The organism is Plantactinospora mayteni (genome assembly GCF_016862935.1).
Lineage (GTDB): Bacteria > Actinomycetota > Actinomycetes > Mycobacteriales > Micromonosporaceae > Plantactinospora > Plantactinospora mayteni.
Genome location: NZ_BONX01000062.1, coordinates 1 through 15,094, shown reverse-complemented (window position 1 = coordinate 15,094; position 15,094 = coordinate 1). Strand labels below are relative to the sequence as shown.

Genomic DNA, 15,094 nt, shown 5'->3' with positions numbered 1-15,094 from the left:
GCAGCATCGTGAGACGTCAGGGCTAGGACGGGAAAGTGCTCGGATACTGGATCATCTTCCTGATCCTCGGACTGTTCGCCGTCGTGTCGGCCGGGGTGGCCGCTCTGCCGTTGCGATCGGCGCGGCTCCGGGTGGCAGTACTCGCCGGTCACGTAGTTGTCTCGACGGTGTTGATCGCCGCACCGGACGGTACGCGGCCGTTGTGGGTGATGGTGTTCGGTCCAGGTCTCCTCGTCGCGCTGGTCCGGCTCTCTTTGACGGCGTACCGCGGGTTGGGGTCGCCCAAGGCGTCAGCGGGCGACGACTGACCTGACTGCTCGACCGGCTCGAGCCGAGCGTGCACCGGCTCGTCTGGACGCAATCCTCGGGCTGCTCGTTCGTCGCGCCCTGCTCACACCGGAAAGGGTGGATGTCGGGCGATGACGAGGCCGGGGAACGGGTCAGGACCGAATGATAGGTTGAGGCCCATGGGCGTCACACAATTGCATCCCCAGCTCTACCTGCTGACCCTCGGCACCTATCAGTCCTACCTCTGGGACGATGACGGATCGGCAACCCTTATCGATACGGGAGCACCGGGATCCGGCCCAGCCATTGCCGATGCCCTGCGTCAGGTCGGACTCGATACCACCGCCGTCGACCGGCTCGTGCTGACGCATTTTCACGACGACCACATGGGCTCGGCCGCAGAGGTGGTCCGATGGGGCGGCATGACGGTCGTCGCCCATGCTTCCGACGCTCCTGTGATCCGTGGCGAGCAGGCGGGTCAGCCGCCACACTTCACCGAAGCGGAGCGGGTCCTGCACGAACAGGTGGCCGCCGGTCTGGAGAGCGCACCGCCCGTACGTGTCGACGTGACGGTCGTGGACGGCGACATCCTGGAGTTCGGGGGAGGGGCCACAGTTGTTTCCACGCCCGGCCACACCGATGGAAGCATCGCTCTCTATCTGAAACGGCATCGCATCCTGTTCACCGGTGATGTGGCGGCGCACCATGAGGGCAGCGTGATTCCCGGTGTGTTCAATACGGACCGGGATCGGGTCTTCGCGTCCTTTCGCCGATTGTCGGAGCTCGACGCCGACGTCGTCTGTTTCGGACATGGAGCGCCGTTGCTGAACGAGGGCCAGCTCCGGATGCGGGATGTCGCTGCCCGTCTCGACCTGCCCACAGGTTAGGCGTCACGTCCGTACCTCGACTCGGCCCCGCACAGAAAGGACAGCTCCCGAGTTGGTCCCTGGCAAAGGTACCCCGGCGTTCCCGTCGGCACACCTATCCGGGCTGCCCCACGGTGTGCCGACGTCGCTCGTACCGCTCGCCGACGGACGTGTCGCGGCCGTCCGCTGGAGCGCCCCTCTTCCTCCGTCGTGCGCCGCAGCCGCTTCCGTCTGCCAGTTGAGCCCCTGCGGCGACGGATTCCCGGAGGTCAGACGTGGGTAGCCCGACCCAGCCACCAGATCCCGCCGGGTTGATTCGCGGACGTCAACAGATGTACCCCGCAAAGCTTTAGGCACCGGTGGAGAGGTGTTACCTGATCGGCCACCCGCAATTCGTGCTGACCACCTTCGCTGCAAGCCATGCCGAGTTCGCCAGATCTGCGCAGCTTTGCGCTCCAACCGATCAGCGCGCCCCCGCTCTCCTCGTCGAGAAACGCCCGGGTCGACGGACCCGAGGACGTCGCGGAGGTCCACGAGCTGATCGAGAGCATCGCCGCGCGCTTCCCGGATGTGGCGGCCGTTGTCGAGGGTGGCCGGTCCCTGACCTATGCCGCCCTCCTGGAGGGTGCCGCCCAGGTGGGGGCTGCCCTGCGGGCACACGGTGTCCGGCGCGGTGACGTCGTGGCGGTCAGCCTGCCTCGTGGTGCGGCGGCGATCACCGCGATCCTCGGCATCCTGCGCGCTGGAGCCGCCTGGCTCCCGCTCGACCGCGATCACCCGGCGGCCCGGCGTACCCGCATCCTCGACCAGGTGGCTCCGGTGCTGGAACTGGTGGAAGGGGAGACCAGCCAGCCCACCACCGTTCCACAGTCGACGGTCGAGGCGCTGACCGCGAACCAGTCGACGGTCGGGGCGCTGCTGGCCACGAACCGTCCCGATCCACCGGCCGGCGGTCGTGGCGAGGATCCCGCCTATGTGATCGTGACCTCGGGCTCCACCGGGGAACCGAAGGCCGTCGTGGTGCCGCGACGGGCGCTGGTGCACTACTGCCGGGCCGCGTCCGGGGTCTACGGGCTCGGGCCCGGTGACCGGATGCTCCAGTTCGCCTCGCTGAGCTTCGACGCCTCGGTCGAGGAGATCTTCCTGCCGCTGTGCACCGGGGCGACCATTGTCGTCCGCGACGAAGAGATGATCGGGCGACCGGACCTCTTCCTGCGAGTCTGTGGGTCCTGGGGAATATCGGTCCTGGGGCTGCCCACCGCGTACTGGCTCGAATTGCTGGTGGCCCTGGAACAGGGCGAGGCGAGCCTGCCGCCCGAGCTGCGGATGGTGGTGATCGGCGGGGAGGCGGTACGTGCGGACGCGGTACGCCGTTGGCGGCGGCACGCGGCCCCGGGGATGCGGCTGGTCAACAGCTACGGCCCCACCGAGACCACTGTCGTGGCGACCACCGCCGAACTGTCGACCTGGGACGGCGACGACCCGGTCCCGATCGGACGGCCACTGCCGGGCGTCACCTGCCGGGTGATCGATACCGAGACCGGTGCCGAGGTCGAGGACGGCGTGGGTGAACTGTGGATCGGCGGGCCGGCCGTGGCCACCGGGTACCTCGGCGATGCCGACCTGACCGCTGGCCGGTTCGTCGCGTACGCCGGTCACGGTCGGGAGTACCGCACCGGTGACCGGGTCCGGCGGCGTCCGGACGGGAACCTGGAGTACCTCGGGCGGCTCGACCGCCAGGTCAAACTCCGTGGTTTCCGGGTCGAGCCGGCCGAGGTGGAGGCGACCCTGGCCCGTACGCCGGGCGTGCTGGAGGCAGCCGTGCAGGTCGACGAGGTGGATGGTCGACCGATCCTGCGGGCCCACCTGCTCGCCGCCGGCGGAGACGACCAGCCGGCCGATCCGGCCGTCGTGTGGGACCACGTCGCCAGAGAGCTGCCGGCCTTCCTGCGCCCGCACTCGATCACCGTGCACGCACGCTTCCCGAGGACGGTTTCCGGCAAGATCGACCGCCCGGCACTCGCCACGGCCGGCGTCGACCTGCGCCTCCACGGCCCTGCCGCACCGGTCGCCGGTCCGGAGACAACCGACGGCAACGGCTCCGGCACGTCGTCCGCGGTACGCCGGATCTGGTCCGAACTGCTCGGTGTCGACAGTGTCACCGACGACGACCATTTCTTCGCGCAGGGCGGCGACTCGCTCGCGGCGATCCGGCTGGTCACCCGGCTGTACCGGGAACACGACCTGGAGATCGACATATCCCAGGTCCTCGCCCGGCCCCGGTTCCGCGACGTGGTGACCACGGTGCACGCCTCCTCCCGGGTGCACGCCTCGTCCCGGGTGCACGCCGCCGAGATGCCGACGCCGCCGACCGACCCGGACAGCCCGGACTCCGGCGACCTGACACCGCTCCAGCGTGACTTCGTGGTGACCGAGCATCTGGTGGAACTGCCGGTACACACGCTCGGTATTCGTTACCGCCTGCCGCAGCGGGTCGAGACCGACCGGCTGCGCCACCTCCTGCGCCGGTTGGCGCGGCGGCACCCCGCGTTACGGCAGCGGGTCCAGTTCGACGGCGATCGGCCTCGCCGCGTCATCGCCGCCGACGACAACGTCCCGCTCGACACGATCGACCTGCGTGCCGAACCGACCGGCGACGTGGACCGGCGGGCGCGGCAGGTCCGACGTGCCGCCACCCGCGTCGCGTTCGACCTCTCCGCGGCGCTGCCGGTCCGGGCGCTGCTGTTACGGCTGCCGACCGGAGACGAGCTGCTCCTCGTCGTCCACCACCTCGGCTTCGACGGATGGTCGGTGGCGACGCTCGGCGACGACCTCGGTCGGCTGCTCACCGAAGCCGGATCCACAGCGGAGACCGACGCCGAGGTCGGGCGGCAGGCGGCGTCCGCGCTGGCCGGGCTGGCCGCGCGGGACGCCACGGCCGCGCAGAGCGCTGAGTTGGTCGGGTACTGGCGGCAGCGGCTCGTCGGTGTCGACACCTCCTGGGCCCTGCCCACCGACTGGCCCCGGTCCCCGCAGCGAACCTTCGCGGTGGAACGGGTTGCCCGGCTCCTCGACGACGATCACGTTCGTCGCTGGCACGACCAGGCACGCCGTCACCACACCAGTCTGTTCGTCGTGGCGCTGGCTGCGGTGCACACCCTGGTGCATCGTTACACCGGCGTCACGGACGTCACCGTTCTCGCCCCGACAGCCCGCCGTGGAAGCCATCCCGACACCGTCGATCTCGTCGGCCCGGTCGTCAACGTCCTGCCCTTCCGGGGCGATCTCGGCGGCGACCCGAACACCACCCAACTGGTGAACCGGCTCGCCACCTCGGTCGTCGAGGACCTCGCGCACCAGGACCTCCCGACGCCGGGCATCGTCGGCGCGGCGGAGATACCCGTGGGCCGTGGCCGGAATCGCCTCAGCACCGTCTCGCTGAGCGTGCACAACCTGCCGGAGCCGACGGCCGGCGGGATCGGGTACGCCGGTGACGAGCCGCCCGCCGCCTCGATGCTCGACCTCGCGGTGGCGATCGACACCGTCGACGGCCACACCTTGTTGACGATGGACTACGCGACCGAACTGTTCGACGAGCAGACCGTCGCGGCGATGGGCGACCATCTGGTCGCGCTGCTCGACGCCGGCTGTCGGAGCCCGGAGCTGCCGATCAGCCGGCTGACCATGCTCTCGGACTCCGAGCGGCATGGCATCCTCGACGGGCACCAGGGCACCGACCTGGCCGACATCGAGGTCCCGCCACTGCACGGGGTGCACGAGTTCGTCGAGCGGTGGGCCCGGGACACCCCGGACGCCCCCGCGCTGCTCGTCGACGACACCACCGTCAGCTACGGCGAACTCGACGCCGCCGCGACCCGGCTCGCACACCGGCTGGTCGGGTTCGGGGCCGGGCCGGGCGTCCTCGTCGGCGTCTGCCTGGAACGCGACCGCGACCTGTTCGTCGCCCTCTGGGCGGTACTCAAGACCGGTGCCGCGTACCTGCCGCTCGACCCGGCGTACCCGGGCGAACGGCTGGCGATGATGCTCTCCGACAGCGAAGCGGGGATGCTGCTGACCCGAAGTGACGTGGTCGTCCCCGAGCCGGCCCACGGTGTCGAGGTCGTCCAGCTCGATCGGATTCCGGACGACGGGCGGGACGTGCCGCCGCTGCCCCGGGTGTCGGCCGGTACGCCCGCGTACATGATCTACACGTCGGGCTCGACCGGCAGGCCCAAGGGTGTCGTCATCACCCACGACCGGCTGGTCGCCATGGTCGCCGGCTGGCAGCACACCTACGGCCTGCGTCCGGAGTGGAGCTATCTCCAGGTGGCCAGCTTCTCGTTCGACATGTTCGTGGCGGAGACCCTGCGCGGGCTGTGCACCGGTGGACGGCTCGTGGTGGCGCCCCGTGAGGTACTGCTGCGTCCGGAGAGCCTCGCCGAGCTGATCCGAGCCGAGAAGGTCGGGTTCTTCGAGTTGGTACCCGCGGTGCTGCGCCGACTGCTGGATCACCTCGACGCGACGGGTGGCGGGCTGCCCTCGATGCGGGTGCTGATCGGCGGCGGGGAGAAGTGGCACGTCGGGGAGTACAGGCTGGCCCGGCGGATCGTCGGCGCCCATGCCCGGGTCGCGAACGCGTACGGTGTCACCGAGGTCACCGTCGACAACACGGTCTTCGAGGGCGAGGTCGACGACCTTCCCGACGACGCCCCGCTGCCGATCGGGCGCCCGTTTCCCGGGCATCGGATGCACGTCCTCGACGGCCACGGCGGGCCGGTGCCGCACGGCGTGGTCGGGGAGCTGTACCTGGGCGGTTTCGGGGTCGCCGACGGCTACCACCGAAGGCCCGACCTGACCGCCCAGCGGTTCGTGCCGGACCCGACCCGACCGGGCGGGAAGCTCTACCGCACCGGCGACAGCGCCCGGCGGCGCCGCGACGGCGTGGTCGAGTTCCTGGGCCGCCTCGACGACCAGGTCAAGCTCAACGGACACCGGATCGAACTCGGCGAGATCGAGGCCGCCCTCACCGCACTCCCCGGCGTACAGGCGGCAGCGGTGTCGGTGCAGACCACCGCGCGCGGTACCAGCCAACTCGTCGGGCACGTCGTGCTGCGCGACGCGGAGCAGGGCTGGGCGGAGGACCAGATTCGGGCGCACCTTGCCACCCGGCTGCCCGGCCATCTGGTCCCAGCCCAGATCATGACGCTCGCGTCGTTGCCCACGACGCCGAACGGCAAGCTCGATCGCCGCGCCCTGCCCGCGCCGGCCGACCGCCGGGGGTCAGGCCGCCCGGCGGACCGGACGCCGCTGAATCCGATGGAGCGGCGCGTGGCCCGAGCCTGGGCCGAGGTGCTCGACCTGGGCGACCCGGACGCGCTGGAACCCGAGGACGACTTCTTCGCCCTCGGCGGAGACTCGTTCGCCGCCCTGCGCGTGGTGCGGCGTCTCGACGCCGAGGTGACCCTGATCGAGCTGTACCAGAACCCGACCGTGCGCGGTCTGGCCACGGTGCTCGACGCGCGGGCGCCGCGCAGCTCCCGCCTGTTGCACCGCCTCACCCCACGGGACGCCGACGCCGACGGCGTCACGGTCGTCGCCATCCCCTACTCCGGGGGAAACGCGATCGCGTACCGCCCGCTCGCGCTCGCCCTTCCCGACACCTGGGCCCTGCACGCCGTCGAACTGCCCGGGCACGACCCCACCAGGCCGGACGAGCCGCTGCGACCCGCCGAGGAGGTCGCGGGCCGAGTTGTCGACGAGATGGCCACGCTGCGCGGTCCGCTGCTGCTCTACGGGCACTGCCTCGGCGTCGCGGTCACGGTGGAGATCGCGCGTCAGGCCGAGGAACGGGGCCTGAACCTGATCGGGGTCGGACTCGGGGCGGGCTTCCCGACCGCCCGGCTCCCCGGCCGGTTGCTCGACCGGATCTACCGGCTGGTGCCGACCGACCGGTTCACCTCCGACCGTGAGCTGATGGCCTACCTGCGGGGTCGGGGCGGCTTCACCGACCTCAGCGATCCGCAGGACGTCGAGTTCGCCCTGCGCAACGTACGCCACGACGCCCGGGACGCCGAACGCTACTTCACCGACCTCTACCGGGATCCCACGGTGACGCCGCTGCGCGCACCGGTACGCAGCATCGTCGGAAGCCGGGACCGGGTCACCGAGCACCACACCGAGCGGGTACGCGAGTGGTCGCACGTCGCGTCTGACGTCGACCAGGCCGTACTTCCCGACGCCGGGCACTTCTTCATCGGTACCCACGCCGAGGAACTCGCCGGCGCGCTGACCGAGCTGGCGACGCCGGATCGGCACCGTCCTGTGCCCGTGGTGGCGCCACCTCCGGGCCCGGAACCACGCCTCGGACTCTTCGCCCTGGTCACCACCGGTCAGCTCGTGTCGATGATCGGCAGCGGTCTGAGCTCGTTCGTACTGTCTATCTGGGTGTTCGCCCAGACCGGTTCGGTGGGTGCGTTCGCGGTGCTGAGCGCCGTCGCGGTGCTGCCCGGGGTCCTGCTCGGGCCGATCGGGGGTGCCGTCGCCGACCGCTGGGACCGGCGCCTGGTGATGATCGCCAGTGACGTCGGCTCCGCCGTCGCCGTCGTCGGGGTGGCGCTACTCGTCCTGCTCGACGGGCTCTCGCTCTGGCACGTGTTCCTCGCCGTGACGATCACGTCGGTGGCCGGGGCCTTCCAACGTCCGGCATACCTCGCCGCCGTCGCCCAGATGGTGCCGAAACGCTATCTCGGGCACGCCAACGGGATCAGCCAGGTCGGCGTGGGGATCAGCGCGGTCTTCGGCCCGCTGCTCGGCGCGGCCCTCTACGCACTGATCGGTGTCGGAGGGGTACTGCTGCTGGACCTCGCGACCTTCCTGGTCGGGGTCGCCACCCTGCTCTGGGCGCGGATCCCGGACCTCGCGTTCCGCCGCCGTGAGGAGAACTTCCGGACCGAGATCGCCCGGGGGTGGGCCTACATCGTCCGCCGTCCCGGCCTCCGCGCCGCCATGTGGTTCTTCACCGTCGACCAACTGCTGTTCGCCCTCGGCTTCGCGGTGGTCACCCCGATGCTCCTGATCGAACACTCGCCCGCGGCGGCCGGGTTCGCCCTCTCCGCAGGCGGGGTCGGCGGGCTGGTCGGCGCACTCGTGATGGGTCTCTGGGGCGGCACCACCCGTCGGATGCACGGCGTCCTGCTCGCCATGGCGGGCGCGAGCGCGGCGATGGCGCTGGCCGGACTGTTCCCGGCGGCATGGTGCGCCACGGTCGGGATGTTCGGCCTGGCCCTCGGGGTCGCGGTGGCCGAGGCCCACTTCATCGCCATGATCCAGACCAAGGTCGGGTTCGAGTTGCAGGGCCGGGTCCTGGCGCTCTACCTCTCCGTCATGATGCTGGCCACGCCGCTCGGTTACCTCGTCGTCGCCCCGTTGGCCGACACCTGGGTACGTCCGCTGCTCGAACCGGACGGGGTACTCGCCTCGTCGGTGGGCGCGGTGCTCGGCACCGGGCCCGGCCGCGGCCTCGCGTTCCTGGTGGTGCTCAGCGGGCTCGCCCAGCTCGGCTGGGCGTACTGGGGGTGGCGCAACCCGGTGCTCCGCGACCTCGAGGAAGACCTGCCGGACGCCCTGCCACCGGCCCGCCTCGGCGACAAGGACGAGTTGCAGCGCCTGGCCGACGAGCAGTTGGCCGCTCATGCCTAGCCCCCGGGTGCCCGCCGCGACCGTCGACGTCTCCGCGCTGGTGCCCGGCGCGCGGGTACTGGTCCGCGACGAGAGCCGGTATGTCTCGGGCAGTCACAAGCAGCCTTCCGCGCACGCCGTGGTCGCCCGCGCGCGTGCGCTCGGATACGACCACGTCGTGATCACCAGTTGCGGCAACTACGGCCGGGCGATGGCGGTGGCGGCCCGGGCGGGCGGCCTGCATTGCACGGTGCTGATGCCCTCGGTCGGCAACGACGGCGGCGCGGGCATCCGCCGGCTGGGCGCGAAGACGGTACTCGTCGACGGCACCTACGAGGAGGTCCACGACGAGACCCCCCGGTACGCGGCCCGACTGGGTGCCGCCGACGGCAACGTCGACGGACCCTTCGCCGAGGCGGTGCTCGCCGGCGCGGGCGACGTCGTCGAGGAGCTGGACCGCGAGCTGGCCGCACCTCCGGCGACGTTGTGGGTACCGGTCGGCAACGGCACCACCCTGGCCGGAATCGGCCGCCGGGTACAGGCACTCGGGTGGCCGACCGTCCTGCACGGCGTCTCGTGCCTCGGCCACAACCCCGTCGTCACGAGCTGGCCCGGCGAATACACCCCACTCACCCCGGAACGCCTGGTGACGACCACCGTCAACATGCCGCTGGCCAGTTGGCACTCGCTGCACGGCCCGGCGGCGATGGCGGTGCTGCGCGAGACGGGCGGACAGGCCCATGGCGTCGACGACGACGCGATGGTCAAGGCGGCGGCCATCCTCGGCGACCACGACCTGCGTCCCACCCCGGGCGGTGCGGTCGCCTTCGCCGGCCTGCTCGCCCACGCCGCCGGCAAGCCCCTCGGACCCGGGAGCCACGTCGTGCTTCTCGGCGGGCGAGAAGCCCATGACGACCTCCAGGAGGATCCACGATGAAGACCACCGCAGGCCAGGACCAACTCGATGATCTCGTCGCCTTCTACATGCGCGAACTCGGCGACCGGGAGAGCATCTTCGACGTCTGGGAGCGCGGCGAGGCGTACGGCGACTCGGTCACCCCGGCGACGTGGTCACCCGAGTACCGGCGGTGGATCGGACAGATCCTCGTCGAGGCGCTCGACGGTGATCCGGCCGGCCTGCTCAGCCTCGGCAGCGGCAACGCGGCGGTGGAGGCGGACCTGGTCGCGGCCGGTCACCGGGTGCTCGCCGTCGACGCGCTACCCAGGGCGGTCGAACTCGCCACCGCCAAGGGCGTGCCGGCGGTCTGCGCCGACCTGACCCGCTGGGTACCCGAGGACGACTTCGCCGCCGTCTACCTGGACGGGGTCCTGGGCCACCTGCACGCCTCGGACGCGGTCGCGCCGGTCCTGGCCCGGGTACACGACTGGCTCGACCGCACCGGGCAGCCGGGTACCCTCGTCGTCTCCAACGACAGCCCAGCATCGGGCACGGCGACCTGCCCCGCTCCGGGCGTCAACGGGTTCCACTGGCTCTCGCTGGACTACCTGGTCGACGCGGCGTACGCGGCAGGTTTCGCCTCGGTCACCGGCCTGACCTACCGCTACCACCGCCCCATCTCCGGTGAGCGCACCCGCTCGGTCGCCGTGGCCCGGGCCCGGTGACCGAGCCGGCACAGGGCTCGTGGAACCGCGCGGCGGCGCTGGCCCTCGCGGCCACCTCGGGGCACCCTGTTCTCGACCTCTCCCTCGGGATACCGCCCGACCCGCCGCCAGCGCTGGCGATGACCGGACCGGAACCGTCGGATCTCACGGACTATCCACCGACCGCGGGGTTGCCGGAGTTCCGCGCCGCCGGCCGCGACTACCTCGTCCGTCGGTTCGGTGTCGCCGTGCCCGCCGACGCCGTGGCGCCCTGCGTCGGGGCCAAGGAGTGCGTCGGCACGCTACCGGCGCTGCTGCGCGACCGCACGGCCGCACACCGCGACACCGTCCTCGTACCCTCGCTGAGCTACTCGCCCTACCGGGCGGGCGCGGCACTCGCCGGGCTGCGGGTGCGGCGCGTACCAACTGACGAGCAGGGGCGGATGGACCTGGCGGCCCTCCCGTCCGAGGTGACCGAGCGGGCACTGTGCCTCTTCGTCACCAGTCCGAGCAACCCCACCGGCGGGTTGGAGCCGCTGCCGGAGATCGCCGAATGGGGTCGCCGGCACGACGTCCCGGTGATCAGCGACGAGGCGTACGCGGAGCTGACCTGGGTCGGGCCGCCGCGCACCGTACTCTCCACCGGGCTCGCCGGCGTCCTTGCCGTGCACAGTCTCTCGAAGCGCTCGCACGTCCCCGGCCTGCGAGTAGGGCTGTTCGCGGGCGACCCCGAGCTGGTCGCCGCGGTGGTCCGGCGGCGCCGGGAGGTGGGTCTGCTCACCCCCGGCCCGGCCCAGCGCGTGGCGGTCGGCCTCCTCGCCGACGACGCCCACGTCGACCGGCAGCGGGAACGCCACCGCCACCGCGTGCACGGGCTCGTCGCGCTGCTGCGGGAGGTCGGCGTCGACGTCCGGCCGCCCGAGGGCGGCATGTTCGCCTGGGCCCGGGCGCCCGAGGGGTCCGGGCACCGGTGGGCCGAGCGCCTCGCCGCCGAGTACGGGATCGTGACGACCCCCGGCGAGGTCTACGGACCCACCGGGACCGGACACGTACGCCTCGCCGCGGTCGTCGACCCCGACCTGCTCCGAGAACGGCTCGCCCCGGTCCGACGCAGCACCCCTGCCAGCAAGGAGAAGACCCACCGGTGACCGATCCGACCAGTCCGATCCCCGCCGAGATCGACCGGCTGTGGGAACGGCGTGACACCCTCACCCCGGACGACGGCCACGCCCGCGACGTCGTCGTCGCCGCCGTCGACCTCCTCGACCGCGGCGAGGCCCGGGTCTTCCAGCTCGACCCTGACACCGGTGCCGTGCGGGCCGACGAGCGGGCCCGACGCGCGATCATCCTCTGCTTCCGGGTCCTGGACCTGCGGCCGACGGAAGCGGGTCCGTTCCACCACCACGACCGCCTACCGCTCAAGGCCGACTTTCCCGGGGTCCGCGTCGTGCCAGGGGCGATCGCCCGTTGGGGCAGCCACCTCGAACCCGGGGTCGTGCTCATGCCGTGCTTCGTCAACATCGGCGCACACGTCGGCGCCCGGACGATGGTCGACACCTGGGCCACGGTCGGCTCCTGCGCGCAGATCGGTCGAGACGTCCACCTGTCCGGTGGGGTCGGGGTCGGAGGTGTGCTGGAGCCCGCCGGCGCGGTTCCGGTGGTCGTCGAGGACCACGCGTTCGTCGGCTCCCGGGCCATGCTCGTCGAGGGCGCCCGGGTGCGGACCGGCGCCAAGCTCGGCGCCGGTGTCCTGCTGACGGGCCGGACCCGGGTCTTCGACGGTCTCACCGGCGACGAGCTGCCCCGTGGGGAGGCGCCGGCCTGGTCGGTATGCGTAGGCGCCAGCTACCCCCGTCGTTACCCCGGCGGCGAGTTCGGTGCTCCCTGCCTGCTGGTGGTGCGACGCCTGGAACCCGGGGAGACCCCGGACGCGCTCGCCCTCCAGGACGTCTTCCGCGCGCACGACACCGCCGGCTGAGCAACCGAGCACCAGGAGAACCCCATGCCGATGAGCCCATCGTTCGCCGCGCGGTTCGAGCCGATCGCGCGGGACGTCACCGAGCATTTCGGAACCCCTTTCCATCTGTACGACGAGCGCGGCATCGAGGAGACCTGCGCGGCGTTCAACGACGCCTTCGTCGACACCGACTACCGCGAGTTCTTCGCCGTCAAGGCGCTACCGAATCCGGCGGTACTCGGCATCGTGGCCCGGCACGGCTTCGGGTTCGACGCGAGTTCCCCGGCCGAACTCGCCGCCGCTGCCGCCGCCGGTGCCACCGGCGCGGACATCTGCTTCACCTCCAACAACACCCCGGAGGACGAACTGGTGGCAGCCCTCGACGTCGGTGCCCTGGTCACCATCGACGACGAGGCCGTGCTGGACCGGCTACTCGGGCTCGGCGCACCCCCGAAGCGGCTCGCCTTCCGGCTGCACCCGTCGGCAGCCGACGGCACCGTGCCCACCGGGATGCTCGGCGACACCGAGTCCGCCAAGTTCGGCATCCCCGCCGACCGCCTCGTACCCGCGGTGACGGCGGCCCTCGCCCACGGCGTCGAGGACGTCGGTCTGCACCTCATGCGCGGCTCCCAGTTGATGCACGCCGAGCCGTTCTCCCGGACGCTCGATACGCTCCTCGACCTCGCGGTCCGGTTGCGTGACCGGACCGGCGTGGCCGTGTCGTCGGTCAACCTCGGCGGCGGCATCGGAATCCCCTACCGGCCCGCCGAGACACCGTTCGACCTGAAGGGTTTCGGCGCCACGATCACCGCGCGGCTACGGCGGTGGGAACGCGACGCCGGACAGCGGCGACCGCGGCTGCACCTGGAGAGCGGCCGGGCGGTCACCGGCCCGCACGGGATCCTGGTGACCAAGGTGATCAACCGGATGCGCAAGGCGCGCACGATGATCGGCGTGGACGCCGGGATGAGCGCACTGATGCGTCCCGCGCTGTACGGCGCGTACCATCACCTGACCGTCCTCGGTGGACAGTCCCGCGCGACCGAACTCGTGGACGTGGTCGGCTCACTCTGCGAGAACAACGACAAGCTCGCGGTGCAGCGCGAACTTCCCCGTACGGACGTCGGCGACCTGGTGATCGTCCACGACACCGGGGCCCACGGCTGGTCGATGGGCTTCACGTACAACGGTCGACTGCGTCCGCAGGAACTCCTGCTGCACGCTGACGGCAGCGTCAGTCGGATCCGGCGGGCCGAAACCGTCGCCGACCAGCAGGCGACCCTGCGGTTCCCCGCGTCCGTCCTGCCCAGCCGGCGGAACCGGTCGACCGTCCGGCACCCGTAGGCTGGGGCGGTGACGTCCGCGGTCCAGGTCACCTGGTGGGGGCACAGTACGGTCTGGATCGAGGATTCCGGGGTCCGGCTGTTGACCGATCCTGTCCTGGGCGGTCGGATCGCGCACCTGCGCCGAATGCGGGGGCCGGCGCCGCGGCTGCCCGCCGCGCCGGACGCGGTACTCGTGTCGCACCTGCACCCCGACCACCTCGACATCGCGTCGTTGCGTCGCCTGCCGGACCGGGTCGTCCTGGTGGTGCCGGCCGGGGCGCGCGCGTTCCTGCGTCGGCGGCTGGGGGCGGACGCGGCACAGCGGGCCGTGGAGCTGGCGCCCGGCGAGGAGACCCGGGTCGGCGCGGTCAGCGTGCGGGCCGTCCTGGCGGTACACGACGGTGGCCGTGGTCCGTGGTCGCGGCACCGGGCCGCCGCGCTCGGCTACACGGTGCACGGTGCGGCCCGCACCTGGTTCGCCGGCGACACCGGGCTGTCCGACGGGATGGCCGAACTCGCTCCGCTCGACCTCGCGCTGGTACCGGTCGGCGGGTGGGGCCCGACGCTGGGTTCCGGCCACCTCGATCCGGCGCAGGCCGCCGAGGCGGTACGTCGGGCCGCGCCCCGGCACGCGGTACCCGTGCATTTCGGCACGTTCTGGCCCGCAGGTCTGCCGTTTCGTCGCGGAATGTTCCACGAGCCGGGCCAGCGGTTCGCCGACCACGTCGCCGGCACCGCACCCGGTACCCGGGTCACGGAACTTCTGCCGGGGGAGACCCTCACGGTGGACGCGGCGCGGTGAGCGACGTCCTCGGGGCACTGGCCTCGCTGTTCGTGCTGGTGGCCTTCGGCGCCGTCGTACCCGTCGTGCCGACCGGTGCCGCCGTCAGCGCGGCGGCGGCGCTCGCCTTCCACCAGCATTCGCTCACGATCGGCGCGGTCGTCCTGGCCGGGGCGGTGGGTGCCTACCTCGGCGATGCCATCACCTACCTCGGCTGTCGGTTCGGCGGTGAGCAGTTGGCCCGCCGGCTGCGCTGGCTACGCAACGGGCAACGGCTCGACGGGCTCGCCGAGCGGTTACGCGAGCGGGAGGTGACGGTCCTGCTGGTCTCCCGACTGTTGCCGGGGGGCCGGATTCCGGTGCTGCTCACCATCGCGCTGGCCGGTCTGGACTGGCGGCGTTTCGCGTGGGCGAACGCGCCGGCGTGCGTGCTGTGGTCGGTGGTCTACGCCGGTATCGGCGTCGTCGGCGGCTCCGTCTTTCCCGAGCCCTGGCAGAGCGTCCTGGTCGCGGTCGCCCTGGTACTGGCCGTCACACAGCTCGTCGGCCTGCTCCGGCGCCGCTCCCGGGTCTGACCGGCCGCCCTTCGCCGCCCGCG

General features: G+C 71.9%; 10 protein-coding genes. All 10 read left to right on the top strand.

Annotated features, from left to right (window positions below; translation table 11 throughout):
• Positions 1–35: 35 nt before the first annotated feature.
• The 10 genes from Pma05_RS37265 to Pma05_RS37220 all read left to right on the top strand — a co-directional run bounded on the left by Pma05_RS37265 (position 36) and on the right by Pma05_RS37220 (position 15,071).
• Positions 36–308, top strand: a complete 273-nt coding sequence (locus tag Pma05_RS37265; RefSeq protein WP_203862237.1) for a hypothetical protein — start codon at positions 36–38, stop codon at positions 306–308.
• A gap of 159 nt (positions 309–467) precedes the next feature.
• Positions 468–1,175: an MBL fold metallo-hydrolase gene (locus Pma05_RS37260; RefSeq protein ID WP_203862236.1), complete on the top strand. Its 708-nt coding sequence runs from the start codon at positions 468–470 to the stop codon at positions 1,173–1,175.
• A 399-nt stretch (positions 1,176–1,574) separates the two neighbouring features.
• The gene (locus Pma05_RS37255) at positions 1,575–8,852 is read left to right on the top strand and encodes a non-ribosomal peptide synthetase/MFS transporter (RefSeq protein WP_203862235.1); all 7,278 of its coding nucleotides are present in this window, start codon (positions 1,575–1,577) and stop codon (positions 8,850–8,852) included.
• Positions 8,845–9,768, top strand: coding sequence for a pyridoxal-phosphate dependent enzyme (locus Pma05_RS37250; RefSeq protein ID WP_203862234.1), 924 nt, complete (start codon positions 8,845–8,847; stop codon positions 9,766–9,768). The genes Pma05_RS37255 and Pma05_RS37250 overlap by 8 nt, the downstream gene beginning before the upstream one ends.
• A complete protein-coding gene (locus Pma05_RS37245) occupies positions 9,765–10,454 on the top strand; it encodes a class I SAM-dependent methyltransferase (RefSeq protein WP_203862233.1) in 690 nt (229 codons plus the stop codon). Before Pma05_RS37250 ends, Pma05_RS37245 begins: the two co-directional genes overlap by 4 nt.
• Positions 10,451–11,581 carry a pyridoxal phosphate-dependent aminotransferase gene (locus Pma05_RS37240; protein WP_203862232.1) on the top strand — a complete coding sequence of 377 codons (1,131 nt, stop codon included), beginning with the start codon at positions 10,451–10,453 and terminating at the stop codon, positions 11,579–11,581. Before Pma05_RS37245 ends, Pma05_RS37240 begins: the two co-directional genes overlap by 4 nt.
• Positions 11,578–12,411 carry a 2,3,4,5-tetrahydropyridine-2,6-dicarboxylate N-succinyltransferase gene (locus tag Pma05_RS37235; RefSeq protein WP_203862231.1) on the top strand — a complete coding sequence of 278 codons (834 nt, stop codon included), beginning with the start codon at positions 11,578–11,580 and terminating at the stop codon, positions 12,409–12,411. The genes Pma05_RS37240 and Pma05_RS37235 overlap by 4 nt, the downstream gene beginning before the upstream one ends.
• 24 nt (positions 12,412–12,435) lie before the next feature.
• Positions 12,436–13,734 (top strand): diaminopimelate decarboxylase, encoded by a 1,299-nt coding sequence (locus Pma05_RS37230; protein WP_203862230.1) that lies wholly within the window; start codon positions 12,436–12,438, stop codon positions 13,732–13,734.
• Between the two features lie 9 nt (positions 13,735–13,743).
• Positions 13,744–14,517 (top strand): MBL fold metallo-hydrolase, encoded by a 774-nt coding sequence (locus tag Pma05_RS37225; RefSeq protein ID WP_203862229.1) that lies wholly within the window; start codon positions 13,744–13,746, stop codon positions 14,515–14,517.
• The gene (locus tag Pma05_RS37220) at positions 14,514–15,071 is read left to right on the top strand and encodes a DedA family protein (RefSeq protein WP_203862228.1); all 558 of its coding nucleotides are present in this window, start codon (positions 14,514–14,516) and stop codon (positions 15,069–15,071) included. The genes Pma05_RS37225 and Pma05_RS37220 overlap by 4 nt, the downstream gene beginning before the upstream one ends.
• The last annotated feature ends 23 nt before the right edge of the window (positions 15,072–15,094 follow it).

Coding starts and splice junctions, on each gene's coding strand:
- Pma05_RS37260 (WP_203862236.1), top strand. CDS start 468: ATGGGCGTCACACAATTGCATCCCCAGCTCTACCTGCTGACCCTCGGC.
- Pma05_RS37255 (WP_203862235.1), top strand. CDS start 1,575: ATGCCGAGTTCGCCAGATCTGCGCAGCTTTGCGCTCCAACCGATCAGC.
- Pma05_RS37250 (WP_203862234.1), top strand. CDS start 8,845: ATGCCTAGCCCCCGGGTGCCCGCCGCGACCGTCGACGTCTCCGCGCTG.
- Pma05_RS37245 (WP_203862233.1), top strand. CDS start 9,765: ATGAAGACCACCGCAGGCCAGGACCAACTCGATGATCTCGTCGCCTTC.
- Pma05_RS37230 (WP_203862230.1), top strand. CDS start 12,436: ATGCCGATGAGCCCATCGTTCGCCGCGCGGTTCGAGCCGATCGCGCGG.